This window comes from Rhodococcus sp. 1168 (assembly GCF_002091955.1).
Lineage (GTDB): Bacteria > Actinomycetota > Actinomycetes > Mycobacteriales > Mycobacteriaceae > Rhodococcoides.
In genome coordinates this window covers 435,240-454,861 of record NZ_MKKY01000091.1, presented here as the reverse complement: position 1 = coordinate 454,861, position 19,622 = coordinate 435,240, and the positions used below count along the sequence as shown (strand labels likewise).

Genomic DNA, 19,622 nt, shown 5'->3' with positions numbered 1-19,622 from the left:
CCGTGGCGAACCTGCGCAACACGGCCTGGTTCGCGCTCGCGGTGCAACGACGCCGAATCGACCTCGGACTGGCCCGGACAGACGTACCTACGCTCGGTGGACCGTCGGCGCCGACGATGGCCAAGATTGAAACCGGGTACGGTGTCTTGACGTCGGCTGCGTTGGGCCGTCTCGAACTCGCCATGGAATGGACACCAGGCTCGGCGGCACGGGCCCTGAGCGCTGACATCAAGTCCCTACAGGACGTACTCGATGCGGTGGGCTACGACGATCACCGTTCACCGGCACCGCAGCACGGGTGGCCGCACCACGCTCGGCCGGCATCCTCCGACTGGTCGACGGATTCGGACTGGGACTCTTCATCGGGGAAACGGCTGCAACCCCGGGCAACACGAACCCGGGCCGCGCTCGTAGCTGCAGCTGCACGCGAATTCACTACCCACGGTTACACCGCAGCCTCGCTCAATATCATCCTCGACCGCGCCGACTGCAGCAAAGGGGCGATGTACTTTCATTTCAGCTGCAAAGCAGAGCTCGCAGACGGCGTCCTTACCGACGCTGAGCAGCTCTACACCGCCATCGCCGAACGCTGGCGGACCGCTGAGTCCGCGCACCCGCTCGACGCCATCGCCTGCCTCGTCGACGCTATCGCCGACGAGCACACCGCCCAACCACTCGTACGGGCGGAAACATACCTCGCTCTCGAACCACGATTACGCACCCGACGCCCCAGTCGGGTGTGGGAGAGCGCACTGCGAGAACTCGCCGCCAAAGCTACGGACCTCGGATGCATCCGACCAGAGTTCAGCGCCGACACGATGGTGCGGGCCCTCACCGCCGCCATCGTCGGCCACTTCCACCTCTACCTCACCGAAGGCGTACCCGGCGGGCATGAATCTCCGACGCTGAAAACCCGGCTGTCGGAGTCGGTTGAGACCGTCTTCGCTGCGATGGCAACGCCGCAGTACCTCGCACCCGCGACGACCGCGCGCCCCGCATAGTGTCCGAGGGGGCAGTTGGAGGAGTTTGTGCAGTGCACTTCTGACAGCGTGCAGCCGTCTTCTGAAACTGACACGAAAACCGATTTGTTATCAACCTGTGATGTGTCTCAGAAACCCGTCTCACCCTCCAGAGTGCCCACTGTGCCCCGCCCGCCCTTTCTGAGACAGTCAACCCCGTGAGCGCCATCCTGGGATACTGCCGAGTCTCAACCACCGACCAATCACTGAACCTGCAGAGAGACGCACTGACAACCGCCGGCTGCTTCCGCATCTGGGAAGAAGTCGCATCCGGAGCCGACAAAGACCGACCCCAACTCCAACAACTCCTCGACAACCTCCGCGAAGGCGACGTCCTCGCAATCTGGCGTTTAGACCGACTAGGCCGAAACCTCGGACACCTCATCGACACCGTCAACCTCATCGAAACCAAAGGCGCAACCCTCCGCAGCATCACCGAAGGAATCGACACCTCCACAATCGGAGGACGACTGACCTACAACATCTTTGGATCCCTAGCCGCATTCGAACGCGACCTCGTAAAAGAACGAACAATGGCCGGCCTCGCCGCCGCACGAGCCCGCGGACGCATCGGCGGACAACCACCTAAAATCGACGCAGCCAAAGCCCGCCAAATTACCCGCATGCTCCACGACGGCACCCCCAAAACCGAAATCGCATCAGTCCTCGGCATCGGAAGAGCCACCCTCTACCGTCACCTGAGCACCCTCACCCCATAAAGGCCGTGCTCGCCTCAGCAACACATAACCGGGAAAGCCAGAACGAAGGAAGACGCAATGGATGCCGACAACAACTGCGTGACATGGGTGTCAGATTCAGAAGACGACTGCACTGTTAGCAGGCGTTTTGTGGGTGAGTGCATTGGCTTCTGAAATTCAGAGGTCAGAAGTGCGCTGCACGATCGTGCGGTCGGTTCTCGGTGACTGGGAGGCTTGTGATGGACCCAGACAAGCTGGACATCGTGGAGGCCGGCGTGCTGACGGCGTCGGAGGAGCGGTGGGCGCAGGCAGAGACCCGATTCGCGAGGGTCTCGAGTATCGCCTGTCGATCGACGGTCTGTCCGGATACACCATCGAGTTCACGCGGCGACCCTAAGGCGACGGACTAGCTCGCCGGTAGCGACCGCTACCACGACCGCAACACCCGTAGCCCGTGCACACCACTGCTGATATCCGTGCAGTGGACTCCCGAAAACAGAAATCGCATCAGTCCTAGGCATCGGGCGGGCGACTCTCTACCGTCATTTGGTTACCAGCTCGACAGTTGGATAGCCACTTATCCTGGTTAGGATTCGGCACTACCGTGTTTTGCCCCGATTCGGGTGCCCCCCCCCCGAACGGGAGTTCGTAAAAGAGATGACGGACTGAGCAGGTCTAATCTCTCTAGAGTGTCAGGCATGCCGCTAAAAGCAGAGTTGGATCCGGACGATCCTACGCAGGGGGGTTGGCGCCTGTTGGCGGGGTGGATTCGGCCAGAACGCCGTGTCTTGATGTCGGCGATATTCTTGGGACTTGTTGGCTCTGGTGCTGAGCTGGCGAGTCCAATGGTCACTCGAGAAGTCCTGCAGCGTTTGGGTTCTCAGTCCTCGGTTACGGACGTGGCGTTGATGTTGGTTGCGGTGTTGATCCTGAGCACCATCGTGACCTACATGCAGACAGTGATGCTGGGAAAGATGGCCGAACGTGTGGTGCGACGAGCCCGAAACAGAATGCTGGAAGCTCTGATGGGTGCGCGGATCGGCGCGGTGCGCACTGCCGGCGAGATGACATCTCGGGTGACCTCAGACACAACACTGATTCGGGAGGCCGCCACGTCGAGCGTCGTGCAATTCGTCAATGGCGCAATCGCTTTGGTCGGCAGTCTCGTGCTGATGGGCTACCTGGACATGATGCTGTTGATGGTGACCGTAATCGTGGTTGCAGTCGGTACTGGTATGTCGCTGGTACTGATGCCTCAATTGTCGCGGTTGCAGCAGCAGGTGCAGGAACATCTCGGTCTGCTTGGCGGTCGATTGGACAGTACGGTCCGGGCGATGCGCACCGTCAAAGCCTCCAGAGCGGAGCAACGGGAGCTTGAGGCGCTGGGGAATCATGTCGATGATGCGCGCTCCCTGGGCGTGCGCGCAGTTCGAATCGAAACTGCTGCCTCGACATTGACCAGCTTAGCTATGAACGTAGTGATCATTGTTGTGTTGGTCGTCGGTGGGTGGCGTGTCTCGACGGCTGCGCTGGATGTGCCGAGTCTGGTGGCATTTCTGCTGTATGTGTTCGGACTGGCTTTGCCAGTGGTCATGATCATCACCAGTATCGCGACGCTGCAGTCTGGGCTGGCAGCATCACGACGGATAGCGGAAGTCACTTCGTTGGCGCAGGAAACCGATGCGCCTGGCGCATGTGGGCAACCACCGGGGCGCTCAGTCCCCTCCGAGACCGTGCTCGAGCTCCGATCGGTGACCGTGCACCACGCTATCGACAGCGCCCCTGCGCTCGATGCGATTGACCTCGATCTGCCGCGCCAGGGCCATGTCGCACTGGTAGGACCATCCGGCGCGGGTAAGACCACCCTGCTTTCTGCCCTACTCCGCTTCCTCAACGTGGACAGTGGAAATATCCTGCTGGACGGCATTCCATACGAAAACTGGACTATCGAGGCAGTACGCACCAGGATCGGTTATGTCGAACAAGACACACCGGTCATCGCGGGGACCACCCGCGACAACGTCCTCTACTCCGTCCCGGACGCCGGCGACGACGCGGTTTGGTCCGCATTGCAGGCGGTAGATATGGCGAAGAAGATCAGATCTTTGCCTCACGGGTTGGACAGCGACATCGCAGCAGCGACTCTGTCGGGAGGCGAACGACAGCGACTGGCGGTTGCGCGCGTGCTGGTCTCTCGCCCACCGGTACTTCTACTCGATGAGGCCACCGCGCAGCTCGACGCTCGAACAGAACGTGCGATCGTCGACGCAGTACGTGATCTCGCACGCACGGGGCTCGTGGTGTCGGTGGCGCATCGACTCTCCACCGTCATGGACGCCGATCGCATCGTCGTGCTCGACGGCGGGCGGATAAGGGCGACCGGGACCCATTCCGAGCTCCTTCAATCCGATGACCTGTATGCCGATTTGGTTGCTGCACTCAGGATTACCACCCTCTCGGTGCCTAGCGATGCCGTGTAAGTGTCGCTACTCGTGGTGCCGAGGTAGCTCGGGGTCGGGACGTACACCGCGCGGGTGTTGAAGTACGCTACCCTCGCAAAGGGACTGTATGGTCGGTATAGCGGTGTGGTGTCGGGGCGGGGGTTCTGTACGGAATCAGCTGCTCGCTCAATCGATTAGGGGCATATGGAGATGACAGACTCACGTCCCGTTCGACGTGATGTGCTGGGGCGATCGGGTCTGTCGATGACGTGCAGACAGTGACCGAAGCTGAAACCGACCTTGTTCCGTTCGCCACGAGGATGAACCCGGCACTGCAACGCAGATTGAAGATTGCATGCGCCGAACGCGGAATGCGAATTCAAGATGCCGTGTACGAGGCTGTGAACGACTGGCTTCGTGGCAATCTCGTAGACTAGCGACAGCTCACAGGATGCGTGCGGCAGTTGGGGAGTCAACTATCGAACGACAAGCCCCTGATCGCCCAGGCTAGGCAGATTTGTCCAGGTCGGAGTCCGCAGTCTCGGAGTCCGCTGGTGCGGCCGATTGAGTCGGGCGGTGTAGAAATACGAACTTGCTCATTGCCCACCACCGGAAAGCGGTGGCGATCAAAGTGCCCAGAATCGTGCCGCTGACCAAGTCTGCGAAGTTCTCCGCAATGAACGACACATGAGGGGTGCGTAGATCCAGGATGTAACGCGAAACCCACAGTGGGACTTGGTTCAGTGCCAAACCGACTCCAGCTACACCGAAGAACAGGGCTGCTTCATGGTGTTGCGGACGCCCGCCGCGGTCGGAGAACGACCACTCGCGATTGAGAACATACGACAGAATCGTCGAAACCAATACCGCGAGAATGTTGGCGGTAACAGGGTTGTTCGGGAGAACAGTCCATTTGAGACCGAAAAAGATAGCGACAGTGGATACGAATGTGATGGCACCCACGCTCAGAAACTTCAACAACTCGGCATGAGCGAGTGCTTTGACCAGCCATCTTTGCGGCAGCCATGCCACCACCCGCTCACCGAAGCTCACGTTCGACCACCTCTACGATCCGAGTCCAGCTTTCACCGGGACCTTGTCTCTGCTGGTACATCCTCCAGTAGTCCAACGTTCGACAATTCTTGTATGAATTGGGCGCAATCGCTGGCTGCTGTCTGAGGCGCCACATTCTTGACGGACGATACCAGGGCGCATATTTCGGGCAGGCTTTCGCCGTTTTGTATTCCTTCAGCGATGATGCTGGCCGTCGAATTGAGATGCCAGTACTTCCCTGTCTTCATGTCCAAAATGACGGTTTTGTCATCACTTGTTCGTACGCGGACATCGATTCTGAATTTCACGGGCGCGCTCCTGCTCTGACGGTGATGAGCTCGATCCAACGAGCAGGGTCCATGCCGTGGTCGGCTGCGCGGCCCTCGGCTTCGACCCACGCGTGCGCGCGGAACGGGTCGACCTGAAAGCCGGTCTTCCATTCAGGGAAGGTGCCGCTGAGCCTGCACAGTGCTGCAACAGCGATCGAGCGGTGGAGGCAGCCGTCCCCGGCGCATATCGCACTGATCGACAAGACACTGCCCTGGGCCTGGCGAATGTCGCCATACGTGGCCGGCTTCGCGTTCTTGGCCAGTATCGTCATCGTTCGCTCGATCCGCGCTGGGCTCATTCTCGCTACGAGACGTGCGAGGAAGACGAGTGAGTGCACCTTGGCAGTGGTGACAGGCGTGCCTCCGGTTGGTCTTGCGATTGCCATGGGTTTGCCGACATTCATAGGTGCACCTCGAGCTTTCGGTGGGACTTTGGCAACTGTGACCTGAGCCATGCCTCGCAATTCATTGTCATGACGAACGAGGGGAGGGACAGCCCGGCAGCGTGTTGTATCCCGCATGCAGTCAGCAGTTCTTTCCTGTCGACCAGGCCCATCGACACCAGGACAGAGTTCTCGCACATCTCTCGTAGCGACTCGCGGGCAGATCGCAGATCGCGATAGACATCCTCGGTCATGTCGTTCTTGGTGGATCTGGACATGAGCTCTGGTGGAACAATTTTCGCGGTAGCGGATCGGAGCAACGGCTTGAACTCCCAGGGAGTACCGCGCTCATGGAGTCGTACGCGCAGCGCTAGGTCAACGATCTTGTCATCGATCAAGGGATACGCGAGGGAGATCCCGTGTTGCGCGTAGATATTTCCTGCAAGCCTCGAGATGCGGCCGGCTGTTCGAATCGATTCGATGCATTGGTGCTGGGCGGGCGACGGCGAGTGCGGAGTGAGCGTCTTGTCGAGGTTCTCGAAGCGTCGACGGACATACTGCAGCGCGTCGCGGGTGACCCATGCAGGAACGTATGCCGCCTCACCCCACCTGCTCGTGGACCGCCCAGAACGCCGCTCCGGTGCGAGATCGAATTTGTGGTTCGTCCACTTCTGGTAACTGTCCGTGTCGCGATACAGGTTCACGACGTCGGACCAGGACCACTTGTTCAGTGCACGCAAACCCCGTGCATGGTCCAACCCCACACGCTTGTTCGTACGAAGAAGATCACCCAAATACACTGATGGGACAGAGAACACCTCGTCCCCGCCATGGCCGGTGAAATGCAGGGCAGAGCCACGCTGAGACATCTGTTCGGCGATCTGCGCTTGCCGTCCGAGCTGCAACCCGAAGAAGGGCTCGTCGTTGCTGGCAGGCGGGGTAATGATGCCGTCGAAAGTGTTGACCAGTTTGTCGACTGGCAGCATCAGGTGGTCCAGACCTGCCATCATCGATGCCGCAGTAAGAGCTACACCGGTGTCACCGTCATCTTCGGTCATGCCGGTCAATGTCACCGCAGAGACATTGGGGTAGTTGTTCCACGCCAGGTACGCCAAGGGCGTCGAATCGAGTCCCCCGGACAGGTCTGCAGTCACAACCTCATCGCCGGTTCGTAGCGCGACCGCCTCGCTGATTGCAACCCTCAAAGCCTCGGTGGTGTCTGCGATCGACATGTCAGCAGGCGGTGCTGTCCACCACCTCGCGGCCGCAGTGTGGCCGTCAGGATGGATCGACAACTGTCGATCGGCGGGAACGGGATGTACAGCGGACCACATCGAACCGGTGTCGAGGGGATCCGGCGCGGGCGGCACGAGTAGTCGTACCGCAATGCTCTCCGCGTCGAGGTCGGAGTTGGAGAGATCGGCAAGAATGTCGGCCCGGTTCGACGCTACGGTGCTGTTTCGCATTCGAGAGTAGAAAATCCTCCGCGACAACGATGCAGTTCCATTCATGGATACGACACCGTCGACCGAACTGAGAACATGAAAACTCCCACCCAGGAGTGCCGATGCGTTCGTATACGCCCGGCCTCCAACGATCGACCGAAGACGAGACCGAACATCGTGCAATGGCGCCGCGATCTGGCCGACGAATACTGCCATGGCGCGACCCTCGGTATGAATCTCGATACGGTCACCGGCCAACCACCCCAGAATGAAGGGATTTCCGCTCGGATGAGTGCAGATGGTCGGGTAAGCTGTGCGGCCGACAAGCGCCGCGAGGGCATCCTCATGGTCCGGTAAGGCATCTCAATAGGGATTGTCAACGTGAATGAGGTCGCGAGCCTTTGAACGATGTGGGTCTGCCGCCGGCAAACGCAGCAGAATCCTTATCCACGGTGACCGACGACGACCTCGTCGACTCGGTCCAATCCCTCGGTTCGCCTGACACCCCTCGCAACAGCCGCCAACCGGTTCGCCGCTGAGAACGCGAAACCGGCTGACGTCGCATCAGCTCCGCGGCCCGGCCCGGCCTCGTCGAAGCCGTCCGCTGTTCGACTGACAACCTCAGTCGGGGTACAAAATTACTTGATTCAGGCGAAGGTACGGTGCCGCCATCGTGATTGGTAGGTCTTGGCCTTCTTTGCAGCACGGATGCAATGGATCGTAGGTTCGGGGGCTGTCGCCTATAGCTTGTAGGCGTTTGACGAGCTGGTCCTTCTTGGCGCGGAGAACGAGATCCGTATACGACTCATCGGTGATGTGGCCGTCGATAATTCGGCGTGCCCACAGAGGTTTGATACTCATGTACTCCCGTACCGAACCGCCACCTCCGATACCGCCGAGAAGGAAGCCATCCATGTTCGATAGGAGGCTGTCGTAGCTACTGTCGCCGGCGCCAACGGTAAAAAAAGCCATTCGAGGAAGGGGCGGTCCACCTGGCGTAAGGCATCGGCCGTGACCGTTGGATTGATGGGTACCAGCAGTGCGCGTACTGGTCAGAAGGTCTGTCCAGCGACCGTTCTCGACCAAGGTGACCGGCTGGGCGGGCGTACCTTCGTCGTCTGTTCGATACGAACCGGAATGCCCTGGCTCTGTCGGATCGTCACGGACAAGCAGCGGTAGGTCGGTCCAGTAGTCGCCCAGGTTCGGTTCGAGACGGTGTCTGTAGGCCTGGTAGTTGTCGGCCTCGCTGGTGTGTCCGATGCATTCGTGCATGAGGACGGCGGCGAGGAACGGGGGCACGAGGATGTCTGCGGTGATCCGGGCCGGTAGAGGACGTCCACTGGCGGCCCCCTCGATGTCGTCTGCGAGCCATTCGAGGCCTGTTTGATGGACCGCTTCCAGTACGGCTTCTGCTGTCTGGTTTCGCGTGCCCCATCGAGTTTGTGTTCCGGGGATGCTGAATAGGGAGGTGATGTAGCCGTCGGTGGTCCCGACCTCAATTTCGACCGGTGCGCGTAGCGTGCGGCATGCGAGTTCGAGTTCGGTTCGCAGCTTGTCGAGCGCTCTCACTCGATCGATCCCGCTGCGGATACACGGTCGTCGGCTGATTGGTTGCTTAGATGCCGTACGGAGCGGGCGAACAGAGGCAGGAGTGTCGTAGAGAAGATGACGACCGCGGCGAAGATCGCCGCAGTGTTCGCGCGCTCGGGGCTTGTGATGAGCAAACCTGCGAGCATCTGGCCGGCGGGCATCATCACGAACGAGGCAAAGAAGTCCACCGCAAACACTCGACCGAGGAACCCTTTGGGGATCTCCTTCTGCATTGCGGTGGTTTTGAGCACATCGAAGAACTGTGTACCCGCCCCGCCGAGCGCGGCTAGGGCGAGGATTCCGGTGAGCGGAATCGGGAGTGCAAGCGATAGGCATGCCACGCCGAACAGAGACAATCCGATCAGGCCCCAGACCCCGGGAATTTGTGTGCGTCTTCCGATGCTCCCCGCCAGGGCGGCCCCTGCGAGTCCGCCGAGTGCAAAGGCAGAGAGCACCAATCCATACGACTGGAGTCCGCCCAAACGGTTGGTGGCGACGAGGGGCAGTAAGATGAACCATGGACCGACCGCCAGTAGTACGTGCACGACCGACATGATCTCGAGTGTGAACAGCCAGCGCATCGAGAACACGACGCGGAAGCCTTCGAGGGCTTCTGTGACCAGCGAATTCCCTGCCTCTGGACTGGAGTCGAGTTTGGCTCCGGCTACCCGCCGAAGTGCCAGTAAGCACGATGTTGCGACGAGGAATGTCGCGGCGTTGAGTGTGAGCGCCGAGGTTGCACCTATACCGGTGACAACGAGACCGGCCATGCCAGGGCCGACGATCTGCGCGATGGAACGCAGCATATTGGTGGCTGCGTTCGCGGCTTCGATGCTCGTGGCTGGGACGATCGAGGGGATTGTCGAGTCGTAGGCGGGTTGGAATATTGCTTCGCCGGCGCCCATCAGGAAGGTTGTGAGCATCAACGCCCATAGAGGCAGATCGCCGCCCATGGCGATGATGAAGATGACTGCGCTGAAGCGAATGACGTTGCTCGATAACAGCATGACGGTTTTGTTCAGGCGATCGGCTAGGACGCCGGTGGCGATGATCAGCAGGCTCAGTCCTGCGAAACGTGCACCGAACACCAATCCTAGGGACAGTGCCATTCCCGAGCGCTCGGACAACATTGCGACGATAGCCATCGGGAAGATTTGGTCGCCGATCAGTCCGACCAGCTGGCCGCCCCATAACCATCGAAAGCCAGGTTCGGCGAAAGGACCCTTTCGTCGACTGTTCAACATGTGATGCCCATCGCTAGAACGTCATTGAGACAGGTCGGACCGAGGCGAAGACATGCCGCGCCCCTCCCGACCGAACGAGTAGATCACAGAGCAGATGATCCCTCGACTTTCGCCAGCACCCGTGCCACTTCTTCTACGATGGCAGTGCCGGCGGGGAGCAGATCGGCAGTGTCGGTGAGAACGTTCAACGCCTCTCGTACGGTGTCGGTTCGGTCCTTCAAGTACTTGTCCATGTCGGTCGTGGCGACCGGTTCGACGCCGGCTTCGAGTAGCAGCTGGGTCAGGTGTACTTCCCTCCCGAAGCTGAAGCAGCCGTGGAACACAGCAGGAAGTGCCCGCTCCTGGTTGACAACTGGACTGATGACGCGAGTGTCGGGGTTGGTGCACAGCGGGAGCAGGTCGATGATGGTGCTCATCAGATTGTGTCCTGTTTCGTGGACGAGGATCTGTGCCGCCATCGGACCCGGTCTGGGCGTACTTGCAATCAGGCCCCGGAAGGCATGGACGCTGAAGTTGTACGGTGTAAGCCCTTGCGACCGCACGGGCACCAATTGTTCGATCACTGCCGCGGTTTCGGCCCATGCTGGCGGCCAATGAGACGCGAGCAGTTCGGCTCCTTCGGTGAAGTAGTCGACGAACTGACCCACCTCGATCTCGCTTGCAGGTGTCAGGGCTGCGGAGTCGGCACCGAACGCGTCTAACCATGCCGATGCCCGTGGGACGACGAATGGACCGTCTGCGATGCGTTGCAGCGGTACCACATGATCGGACTGAGCGTCCATGATGATTGGCGTTGTTCCGTCGCTGACAACGAGATCGTTGCCGCTGAAGCTCAGTTCCCACCAACCGGTGTCCGATACGTGCGTGCAGAGCAATCCCATCCTGGGGACGGCCAAGCGCCCGTCCGTATCGGCCTGAATTCGGATGGGCGGTGGAACGGTATCGAGGCGAGCGGCGAGAACTTCGGGAGCCAGGACGAACAGCAGTCGGTGAGCGAGAGGATCGGCTCCCTTGTGGTCGACCGTGGGGGCGTCCGAGGCTTTGGCCACCGCGATCCAGGCGATCAGTTCCGGCCTGGTCAGTATCTGCTCGAGCTTGTCCGGCTCGACGTCCAGCAGCGCATTCACCGCGATCTGCATGCGAAGTCGATCTGCGGAATCGGTGGCGGCTGCACTACGTGCGTGCACAGTCTTCAGCAGGTCTTTCAGGGTCTTCCGTGCCAGTAGACCCTGCAGCGCGGTCACGGTGCGCAGAGCGGTGTCAGGCAACAGAAAGCCGGAGACCGGGACCTGTGGGCTCGATGCGACGAACGCGCGCACCCGGTCCATGTTGACTGTCAAGGGTTGATCGATCTGCGAAGAGGTTGTCATGTGGCGGTAGTCCCTTTCCTATCTATCGTGGACCTCAGGCTGGCGGAATCAAGGTTCCAGGGCTACAAGCGCAGTCCTGGGCCGATCGGGGCATTTGTAGGCCGCTCACAGGTGTGGTCGGCTCATCGCTCTGCACCGATCAGCTCGCGGTGTCGTGTCGCTTGGTCGAGCAGAAACTCAGGGGTCTCACGTGTCAGCGTGGGACCGAGCTCGATCGATAGCGCGGTGGCCCCGACATGCAGCGGGAAATCCCACGCGAAGTCGAGAAGTTTGTCGTGGCCGGTTGCGGTATCGCCGAGGCGGACGTCGCAGAGGGCACCGAGGAATCTTGACTTGACTTCGACGGTGTCCACACCGTCGCCGATCGCCCGGGTCAACCACGCCGAAGCCGCACCGAAGTTGCGCTGCGCGTAGAACTGTAGACCGATCGTGTAGGCCAGCCATGAAGATTCGTATCGAGCAGCGGCTGCATCTGTCCAACATTGCGTTGCCATGTCGACATCCCCGGACTTCACCGCAAGGATTCCGCGGAGGACGAGCCCGATCGGGCCGAGTGGCTCCAGTTCCGCTGCGATCAGTGCTGTGTTCTCGGTTGCGCCACCTCGCAGGGCGGCGAAGGTTCGTCGCGGAAGATCGATGGCGTCTCGTTCGTGCTGCTCGGTGCTCGTGTGTAGCTCGGTGGCGATCGTGTCCGCGAGGTAACGCATCGATTCTGGTAGAAATCCGCTGCGTATCGAGTAGGTCATCGAGTCCACACGAGAGCGCAGGTTGTGGATGTCCAACAGAGCGAGGAGATCTTTCGGCTCGTAGTCGATTCCGCCGACAGTGTCGGCGAACCAATCGAGGTCGAGGTCGACACGGGTAGCGGCGGCGGGGGCTTGGGCTGCGAACATCGACGGAGTCGCGATGGTGAGCGTCAGACCACACAGCGTCGTCGTGAGGGCTCCCTGATCGGTGAATGACGTGCCGAGGAGAGTCTCTCGGTCTGCCCGTATCGGTGCGACTTGATTGAGGAGTCGGCGCCGCTGCTGTGGGGAGTCCGGTCCGTCGTACGACTGGACCCAGGTAAGCATCGATACGTGCCCCAGCGCTGCGCCTGCGGCGTAGAAATCGTCGAGTCCGTAGCTACCTTCGACTTCCCGTATCGGGAGTCGGCGATTCTGCGCGTCCAGCTCACCGATCTGAGCTGCAGCATCGAGATCTGCGGCTGCTCGCGCACTGAGTGGCTTCAGGTCGAGATGACGATCGAAGCACACGATCGATTCTCCGCAGTATCCCAAACGGTCCCAGGAGGCAATGATCTCACCGTGTTCTTCGTGCAACGCGATCATTGGATCAGTCCTTTCGATGCCAGCGCGGTGCGTGCTGCAGCGATGGAATTTTCGTCGAACTGTGCGGTCCAGAGCGGTCGGCGATCGCTGTTCCAGAGCAAGCCAGCGATCAGTACCAGTGCGACCGGTCCGGTGAAAAAACGTCCATTGCAGGCGACGAACGCGATGGGCTGGACAGGGGCACGGCCGGTGTCGCGAAGAGCACCTGCCGCGTCGCTGTAGGCGACCCAGGATGTGGACCCTGTTCGATGTACTTGTTGATGGCGGACAACGAAACCGGTGTCTGGATGTCTGGTCAGTGTCTTGAGCAGTCCGGTAAGTAGATCGTGCTCGATCTGAGCCGCATGAGCTTGGTCGATACACTCGCAGTCCATCAGAAAGTCACCGAATGCTTCGATGACAGAACGGCCTTGCCGCAAACCCAACATGTCGACACCAACGCTGTGGTTGCTTCGGAGAAACCCCGCCGCTGCCCTCTGCCCGGCATTGTGCCGATCACCGTAGATTCGATGAAGGCTTCTTTGGAAGTGATCGCGCAGAGGTATCCCTCCGATCGCTCCTTGCGAAATCCCTTGAGTGAGTTCGTAGGACACTCGGGCGAGCTGCTGGGTATCGACGTCCTGGATGATCTGCGGGACACCTGCAGTGTGATCGGGTACCTCAGATGTCCCACCTGCGCGTCGATCGCTGGGAAAGGTCAGGCGATGCCGAAACGCCGCATCGATCTCGTTCAGGCTGCTGCCCATTGGCTCACCATCCCGCGCAGCCGCTCCAACCGTTCGATGCTCTTCGGTACCAGCTCACCGGTGCGTCCGTAGTTGGGGTCTTCGTAGGTAATTGCTTCGAGGTTCGGGCATCGACTGAGCAGCTCCTCTGCCAGCACGAGTTGCTCTTCCATCAGGACACCGTGATGAAGATCCAGGAAACGGCCACGGCTGATCGCCGATCCAGCCAGATGTAGCTCCCGGCAACGATCCAACGGCAAGCGGTTCAGGTCGCCGTACAATTCTCGGCCGCGGCGCCCGCTCCACCAACGCCAACTGATGAGATGCCCGACATCCAGAGTGACCTCGGAGTCGGAGATGTCGGTCACTCGGCGGAAGAAGTCGTAGGCGTCGATGTCGCCGACGACGACGGTCACACCATCGGTGAACCCTGGAAACTCCACGCGTAGTGGCATGTGGAGATGGGATACCGCTTCGGCAATGTTGCCGGCGACGTTGGCGACGTTGTCTTCGACCAGGTAGGGCGGTAGGGGGTACGGCATGGGTATGCCCCCCAGAGACCACATTCCGAGGTCTTCGACGATCCATGCCCAATCGAATTCCCGGTTCAGTTCGTTCGTGAATTCGTAGATCATCGACCGGTCGTAGTCCTGGACCGAACCGAGGTTGAGCAGCGTCTGGTGCAGAGCGACCGGCATCTGCGCGGGAAGGCTGTCGATCAGGGCCCGGTAGGGCTCGCGGTAGTGAGCGACTGTGAGCGGCACGGTGCCGCGTGGTTGAAATGCGAACGATAGGTAGGCGTAATCAGCAGCATGACGGTCCAGGAATGCCCGGACGCGCGCGTTCGGGCCTGGTGTGTCGGGATCGAAACCGACGGGCGCTCCCCACGGGAGATCCATTCCCACGCCCAGGCCGCGTCGAACTGCCTTGTTACGAGGTTCCGACATCTGCATCCTCCATCATGGCCAGCAAGCTTCGTCCCTTCCCGGTGCGTGCTTCGAGAACAGTGCGGTTTCCGCGATCGATGATGTTCACGTGGTCGAGCGCGATGTTGTAGCGCAGCTGCCAACGCAGGTCCATCAGGATGCTGTCGTGCACAACTATCCAGGGGTGCAGTTGCAGTGCGCTTCGCTCTGCGACGCTGCCGCGTTTCTTCCATCGTGGGTGCTTCTCGTCGTTCTTGCCGGGAGCGACGACTCTGATGGTTTCTGTCAGCCAGTTCGATCGTTCCTCCCGGTCCGCCCCTTCGTAGTCGATGACGTGTCCGTGCCGACCGCCGAGGTAGCTGAAGTCGCTATTGGACTGCAGTTCGTCCCCCCTGTCCACCGTCAGATAGTCGGAGCTGGTGTGGTGTTCGAACATCAGCGAGGTTGGTTCCGCGATCATCATCTGCGCAGCGTCGATGCCGATTCGATCGGCGATGTCGACAAGGAACTGGCGGCTTTGCACTGCTTCTTCTTCGGTTTCGCCGGGCAGCCCGCCCATGATGCTCAACCGTAGAGCGATTCCCGATTGGTCGAGGTTGTCGACGATTGTTTCGTAGAGTGACGCGTCGACTCCCTTGTCGATCTCATCGAGCAGACGCTGCACGTTGGTCTCGTAGCCGACGCTCATCAACCGGCAGCCCAAAGCTGCCATGAGGTCTGTGAAAGCGCGATCCGCGAGCATCGGTTCGAGTCTGTTTCGTGTTGACCAGGTGAAGTCGTAACCATCGTCACGGACGATCTGCACTGCTTTGACAATCAATCGAAGGTTGCAATTCTCGTCTACGAATGCGACGAAGCGAGAGCTTGTCTCTCGGAGCGCGTTTCGTATCACCTCGGCGAGATCGGTGTGTGTGATCTGCTGATAGTTGGATCCTTGTCCACGGTTTCCGTACGAGCAGAATGTGCACCGCCCCCAGTAGCATCCGACGCAGGTGATTAGGGGCAGCTGCGGGACCGGGGCGAAGTAGTTTTCGAATGGTAGGCCAGCGAAGCTGGGTGCTGGGTTCTGCGAAATATGGTGGCGTGGAGCTGGTCCGCGTTCTAGACCCATCGAGGTGATCACACCTGCTACCTCGTGCGGTCTGGTGTTGCCGTTCATCACCTGTACGGCCATCGCAAGCAATACGGGTTCACCTTGCCCGGTAGCGATGCCGTCGACGAAGTTGTAGATCGCTGGCAGCGATGCGAGTTCGCGACCGCGCATCATCATCTGTTGTCCGCCCAGAATTATGCTGCGAGTTGGGTCGGCGTCTCGGATCTGTTTTGCCAGGCGTAGGGCTGGGACCAGTTGGCTGAAGAAAGCTACCGAGATTCCGACGATCCGTGTGTCGTTCAGTACGACGGTCCGATGCGTTAAGTCGGTGTACTCGCTCAGGGCGACGTCCGTTTCGTTTCGCTCGTCGTGAGCAGCGCGGAGAACTTCGGCCAGGGAATTGCATGGCCTGATCAAGACGCTGTCTTTCAGGGCGGTGTTGATCAGGGTCGTCACGATGCGGAAGCCGACGTCGAAAGGTATTGCGTTCAGATTCTTTTCGATGACCGACTCGATCAGATCTTGGTGGTGATCAATACCGAAGTCCGGGAGCGATCGTGTGAACGATCCTTCCGCGTGACGATGTTGGAGCTGTTTGAGCACTTCCGGCGCTAGCAGTCGCTGACTGAGCATGATGTTCAGGTCGTCTTGCCGCACCGACACCTGGTGTTTCTGCAGGTAAGACGTGAGCATCGGTAGGCTGAGATAGGGAAAGAGGCGCGCCTCGGTGACACCGGGAAAGACCAGTTGAATCATAGGATTCTCGGCGCGCACTATTTCCCCCAAAAGTGTTGCGTCCAAAGGCCTGCGAGCGGTCGATCACCGAGGTGATCGACCGCTCGCAGGCCTTGGTGAACGGACGACGCAGGTTGACTGCACGACTCTGCAGACCCGGTCGTTTATTACACCTGTAATGGCCCCTGAGGTCCGTCAGACTGCGAAACGGAATGCGTGGAAAGCGGCGCCGTCCTGCAACTCGGCCGCCTCCACTACGTCAAGACTGTCGAGCTGATTGAGCAGGTTGTCGTCTCGATTACCTTTGACCTGCGTAGTGTCACCCATGAGTAACTCCCTCAATCTCAGGCACCGGCGCAACAATCCGATGAATTGGCCCGGCCCCCAACGTCACGCTCGCATACCGAGCGCCAGCGGTACCAGATAGTGACCGCTGCGATGTACTGTAAGGGCATTGTTGCGGTCTCGCACTCCGAACAAACCGAAAAGTCCGAAAAAGTTTTTTAACGAGATTCACCTCAGAAACCGGCCCTTCACCGGTTTCGATTAGCGGGCCATAACCACCACACTGACGACCTCGCGACACGCCAATTCGCCTTGTCGTTGGCGGGCGCGCATGCGGCTTACACCGCCGCACCGCTCGCAATTACTTCAGCGACGACGACGTCCGAGCACTGGTTCACACCGCCGCAGAATCCATGGCCGCAGAAGCACCAGGCACTCAGCTAGCAGACATCGATTCCCCGCGTTTGCGCCGAACTCTGAGCGGGCCGTCCACGAACTATCGCGTCCAATAGAGGGTTCAGGCAGCTACCCCCTTCTCGGATTCTGCTGGTGCGTAAATGCGTTCGTCGCGAAGCATGGCCCACAGCACATTCGCACGCCGACGAGCCAGGCCGATGACGGCTTGCGTGTGACGTTTCCCTTCCGCTCGTTTGCGCTGGTAGTAGGCATCCGATTCCGGCGATGATCGGATACTGAGCTGCGCCGACAGATAGAACACACGCATCAACCGGCGGTCGTACCGACGTGGACGGTGAAGGTTCCCGCTGATCCGCCCGGAATCGCGGGGGACCGGTGCGAGACCAGACAATGCAGCGAGCCGGTCCGCGCTACCGATCGACTCCATGTCGCCGCCGGTGGCGGCGATAAATTCTGCTCCCAACAACGGTCCGAAGCCGGGCATCGATTCGATGATTGCGGCGTACCTGTGTCTGCTGAACAGCGCCGTGATCTGTTTGTCGAGCGCAGCGAGCTCGGCCAATATGTCGAGAGCTTGGCGGGCCAGTGTCGCGATTGTGCCCGCTGCAGCATCCTGCCCTGGTACTCGGGCATGTTGTGCGCGTGCAGCATCGAGTGCGACGTCAGCGACCTTGTCGGGGTTGTACACCTTATGCGTGCGGAGCCAGGTCTCCAGGCGAGAGCGTCCCATGCGGCGGATCCGGTCCGGGGTCTGGTAACCAGTGAGCAAAATTAAGGTGCCTTTGGCGTTGGACAGATCCAGGTTCCGTTCGAGTGCGGGAAAGAATTCGCTCAGCAGAGCTCGGAGTCGGTTGATGGTGCGGGTGCGGTCTCGCATTCGGTCCGTCCGGTGCCCGGTGAGGATCCGCAACGCAGCAGCGCTCTCGTCCGGTATACGGACTCGGTGCAGGTCGCGGCGTATCCGGGCCTGATCGGCGATGATCGCGGCATCCTTGGCGTCGGTCTTTCCCTCGCCTCGGTAACCGGCGGCCGCGTGGTAGATGACCCGGCCAGGTATGTAGAACACCACCTGCTTTGCCGCGACGAGCAGAGCCAGCATCAATGCGGCTCCGCCGCTGTTGAGATCGGTCGCCCACGTCGCTGTGCTGCCGTCGGAAAGCGCGGTGACGTCGTCGATCAGTTTCTCGATAGTGCTCTCGTCGTTGACGATTCGCCGCGACAGTAGCCGCTGCCCATCACTGTCTACGACCACGCAATGATGCGCGGTCTTCCCAGCATCTACTCCTACCCACACTTTCGTCACAGTTGTTACATCCCTTCCGCTTCCGGTACATGAACCTTGCAGATGGACCTGGTGGACGACTGCACCGTCGTGGCCTTACACAGCGATCTGTTTGTCGTCGCATCTCTCAATGAGCGGTCGAGTCGTCGAGAACACCGGGCGACCATGCCGTTCCGGCCATCAAGTGCGGCTCAAAAGAAAAAGTCATACCCGGTGCCCCCAGGCCGATTCGAATGTACGACACCGCGGGTTCGAACCGGCTCAAGAAAACGGTAAGGCAAAAAGAAATTGGCAGAGCAAGGACCGGGGAACCGGTTCGAGGAAGAGGTCACCATGAGCTACACACCCGCAGTCGTACCCACCGACCTACAGGGCACCTCCACCGGCATCCTCTGGACCGCCGCAAACATCCTCGCCAACGACCCCAAGAGCACCGACGCACTCGCCGAAGCCATCACCCAGGCCAGGCACCCCGGCCCCGCGATCCGGGCCTCCACCCACCAGATGCTCGAGCAGGTAGCCACCAGCCGCGCCGCCGCCCGCTGGACCATGCACGCCGCCCTGCCCGCCACCGCACCCCGGCACCTCTGGGCGACCTGGCAGCACGCGGCAAAAAACGGAGCGTTCGACCTGTGGCCCACACTCGCCGACCTCGCCGCACGCTACCAAGGCGAGAGCGACAACCTGATCGGCCTCACCCCCGGCCACCACACCCACTGAACAGCCGCACCCACCCACCTGCACAGCCACCGAAAAGGAAACCGCCAACACATGTTGACCATCACCCACAGTGCCGCAGCCGGAACGCTCATCGACGGCACCAGCAAAAACGACGGAACCAACGCCATCCTGAAAGCCCACGGTTGGCGCTGGTTCCCCAGCATCACCACCTGGGGAATCCGCAGCAGCCGCGACCGCGCGCCCAAAACCCACACCATCGACGCCACCGCCGCCGCACTCCGCGCCGCAGGATTCGACGTCGAGCTCGACATCGACACCGCAGCCCGCCCCACCGACATCGTCGAAGCCGACCGCGCCGGCCGCCAAGCCGCACGCGTCGACGCACTCGAGACAAAAGCGATACGCCGCAGCAGCGAAGAAGACGCAGCCTGGGAAGCTGAACAACGCTCCGTTAACGCACTCCCACCAGGGGGCGAGCCGATAAAAATCGGCCACCACTCCTTCTCTCCATAGTTCGCCTCTGTCTCAATGAGACCTCTGAGATGTTTTCGGGGCTTAATTTTTGATCATGAGGT

At 60.4% G+C, this 19,622-nt stretch carries 19 protein-coding genes; 6 read left to right on the top strand and 13 right to left on the bottom strand.

Translation table 11 applies throughout. The features are described from left to right. Window positions 1-2: 2 nt before the first annotated feature. The 4 genes from BJI47_RS22960 (at window position 3) to BJI47_RS24290 (ending at window position 4,595) form a co-directional block, all read left to right on the top strand. Complete coding sequence (locus tag BJI47_RS22960) at window positions 3-1,001, top strand: TetR/AcrR family transcriptional regulator (RefSeq protein ID WP_088945850.1); 999 nt, start codon at window positions 3-5, stop codon at window positions 999-1,001. A gap of 176 nt (window positions 1,002-1,177) precedes the next feature. Next, window positions 1,178-1,738, top strand: a complete 561-nt coding sequence (locus BJI47_RS22955; protein ID WP_088945849.1) for a recombinase family protein — start codon at window positions 1,178-1,180, stop codon at window positions 1,736-1,738. A 677-nt stretch (window positions 1,739-2,415) separates the two neighbouring features. After that, window positions 2,416-4,197, top strand: a complete 1,782-nt coding sequence (locus BJI47_RS22950; RefSeq protein WP_088945848.1) for an ABC transporter ATP-binding protein — start codon at window positions 2,416-2,418, stop codon at window positions 4,195-4,197. A gap of 239 nt (window positions 4,198-4,436) precedes the next feature. After that, window positions 4,437-4,595, top strand: coding sequence for a hypothetical protein (locus tag BJI47_RS24290; RefSeq protein WP_176225023.1), 159 nt, complete (start codon window positions 4,437-4,439; stop codon window positions 4,593-4,595). 70 nt (window positions 4,596-4,665) lie between these two features. Here BJI47_RS24290 and BJI47_RS22945 read toward each other — a convergent pair whose 3' ends face one another. The 13 genes from BJI47_RS22945 to BJI47_RS22890 form a co-directional block, all read right to left on the bottom strand. Further along, window positions 4,666-5,211: a GtrA family protein gene (locus BJI47_RS22945; RefSeq protein ID WP_088945847.1), complete on the bottom strand. Its 546-nt coding sequence runs from the start codon at window positions 5,209-5,211 to the stop codon at window positions 4,666-4,668. A gap of 32 nt (window positions 5,212-5,243) precedes the next feature. Beyond that, entirely contained in the window at window positions 5,244-5,519 is a 276-nt protein-coding gene (locus tag BJI47_RS25090) for a PqqD family protein (protein WP_176225022.1), read from the bottom strand. After that, window positions 5,516-5,944 (bottom strand): lasso peptide biosynthesis B2 protein, encoded by a 429-nt coding sequence (locus BJI47_RS22935; RefSeq protein ID WP_217808576.1) that lies wholly within the window; start codon window positions 5,942-5,944, stop codon window positions 5,516-5,518. The genes BJI47_RS25090 and BJI47_RS22935 overlap by 4 nt, the downstream gene beginning before the upstream one ends. Next, on the bottom strand, window positions 5,941-7,389 hold the full coding sequence (locus BJI47_RS22930) for an asparagine synthase-related protein (protein WP_176225021.1): 1,449 nt from the start codon (window positions 7,387-7,389) through the stop codon (window positions 5,941-5,943). The genes BJI47_RS22935 and BJI47_RS22930 overlap by 4 nt, the downstream gene beginning before the upstream one ends. Before the next feature lie 600 nt (window positions 7,390-7,989). Then, the gene (locus BJI47_RS22925) at window positions 7,990-8,937 is read right to left on the bottom strand and encodes a metallopeptidase TldD-related protein (protein ID WP_176225020.1); all 948 of its coding nucleotides are present in this window, start codon (window positions 8,935-8,937) and stop codon (window positions 7,990-7,992) included. Continuing rightward, window positions 8,934-10,202, bottom strand: coding sequence for an MFS transporter (locus tag BJI47_RS22920; protein WP_088945843.1), 1,269 nt, complete (start codon window positions 10,200-10,202; stop codon window positions 8,934-8,936). The genes BJI47_RS22925 and BJI47_RS22920 overlap by 4 nt, the downstream gene beginning before the upstream one ends. An 83-nt stretch (window positions 10,203-10,285) precedes the next feature. Beyond that, window positions 10,286-11,572, bottom strand: a complete 1,287-nt coding sequence (locus tag BJI47_RS22915) for an HEXXH motif-containing putative peptide modification protein (protein WP_088945842.1) — start codon at window positions 11,570-11,572, stop codon at window positions 10,286-10,288. Window positions 11,573-11,694: 122 nt separating this feature from the next. Then, on the bottom strand, window positions 11,695-12,903 hold the full coding sequence (locus tag BJI47_RS22910) for a hypothetical protein (protein ID WP_088945841.1): 1,209 nt from the start codon (window positions 12,901-12,903) through the stop codon (window positions 11,695-11,697). Next, a complete protein-coding gene (locus BJI47_RS22905) occupies window positions 12,900-13,649 on the bottom strand; it encodes a hypothetical protein (protein WP_088945840.1) in 750 nt (249 codons plus the stop codon). Before BJI47_RS22905 ends, BJI47_RS22910 begins: the two co-directional genes overlap by 4 nt. Next, window positions 13,634-14,575, bottom strand: coding sequence for a DUF692 family multinuclear iron-containing protein (locus BJI47_RS22900; protein WP_176225019.1), 942 nt, complete (start codon window positions 14,573-14,575; stop codon window positions 13,634-13,636). The genes BJI47_RS22905 and BJI47_RS22900 overlap by 16 nt, the downstream gene beginning before the upstream one ends. After that, window positions 14,559-16,403 (bottom strand): radical SAM protein, encoded by a 1,845-nt coding sequence (locus BJI47_RS22895; RefSeq protein WP_088945838.1) that lies wholly within the window; start codon window positions 16,401-16,403, stop codon window positions 14,559-14,561. Before BJI47_RS22895 ends, BJI47_RS22900 begins: the two co-directional genes overlap by 17 nt. A gap of 174 nt (window positions 16,404-16,577) precedes the next feature. Further along, window positions 16,578-16,709: a hypothetical protein gene (locus tag BJI47_RS24865; protein WP_254900758.1), complete on the bottom strand. Its 132-nt coding sequence runs from the start codon at window positions 16,707-16,709 to the stop codon at window positions 16,578-16,580. Between the two features lie 475 nt (window positions 16,710-17,184). Continuing rightward, window positions 17,185-18,387 carry an IS110 family transposase gene (locus tag BJI47_RS22890; RefSeq protein ID WP_088945837.1) on the bottom strand — a complete coding sequence of 401 codons (1,203 nt, stop codon included), beginning with the start codon at window positions 18,385-18,387 and terminating at the stop codon, window positions 17,185-17,187. Window positions 18,388-18,699: 312 nt separating this feature from the next. On the opposite strand from BJI47_RS22890, the gene BJI47_RS22885 reads away from it, so the two are divergent. Next, window positions 18,700-19,086: a hypothetical protein gene (locus BJI47_RS22885; RefSeq protein ID WP_125458804.1), complete on the top strand. Its 387-nt coding sequence runs from the start codon at window positions 18,700-18,702 to the stop codon at window positions 19,084-19,086. A 51-nt stretch (window positions 19,087-19,137) separates the two neighbouring features. Continuing rightward, on the top strand, window positions 19,138-19,560 hold the full coding sequence (locus BJI47_RS22880) for a DUF3560 domain-containing protein (RefSeq protein ID WP_088945835.1): 423 nt from the start codon (window positions 19,138-19,140) through the stop codon (window positions 19,558-19,560). Window positions 19,561-19,622 lie beyond the last annotated feature (62 nt).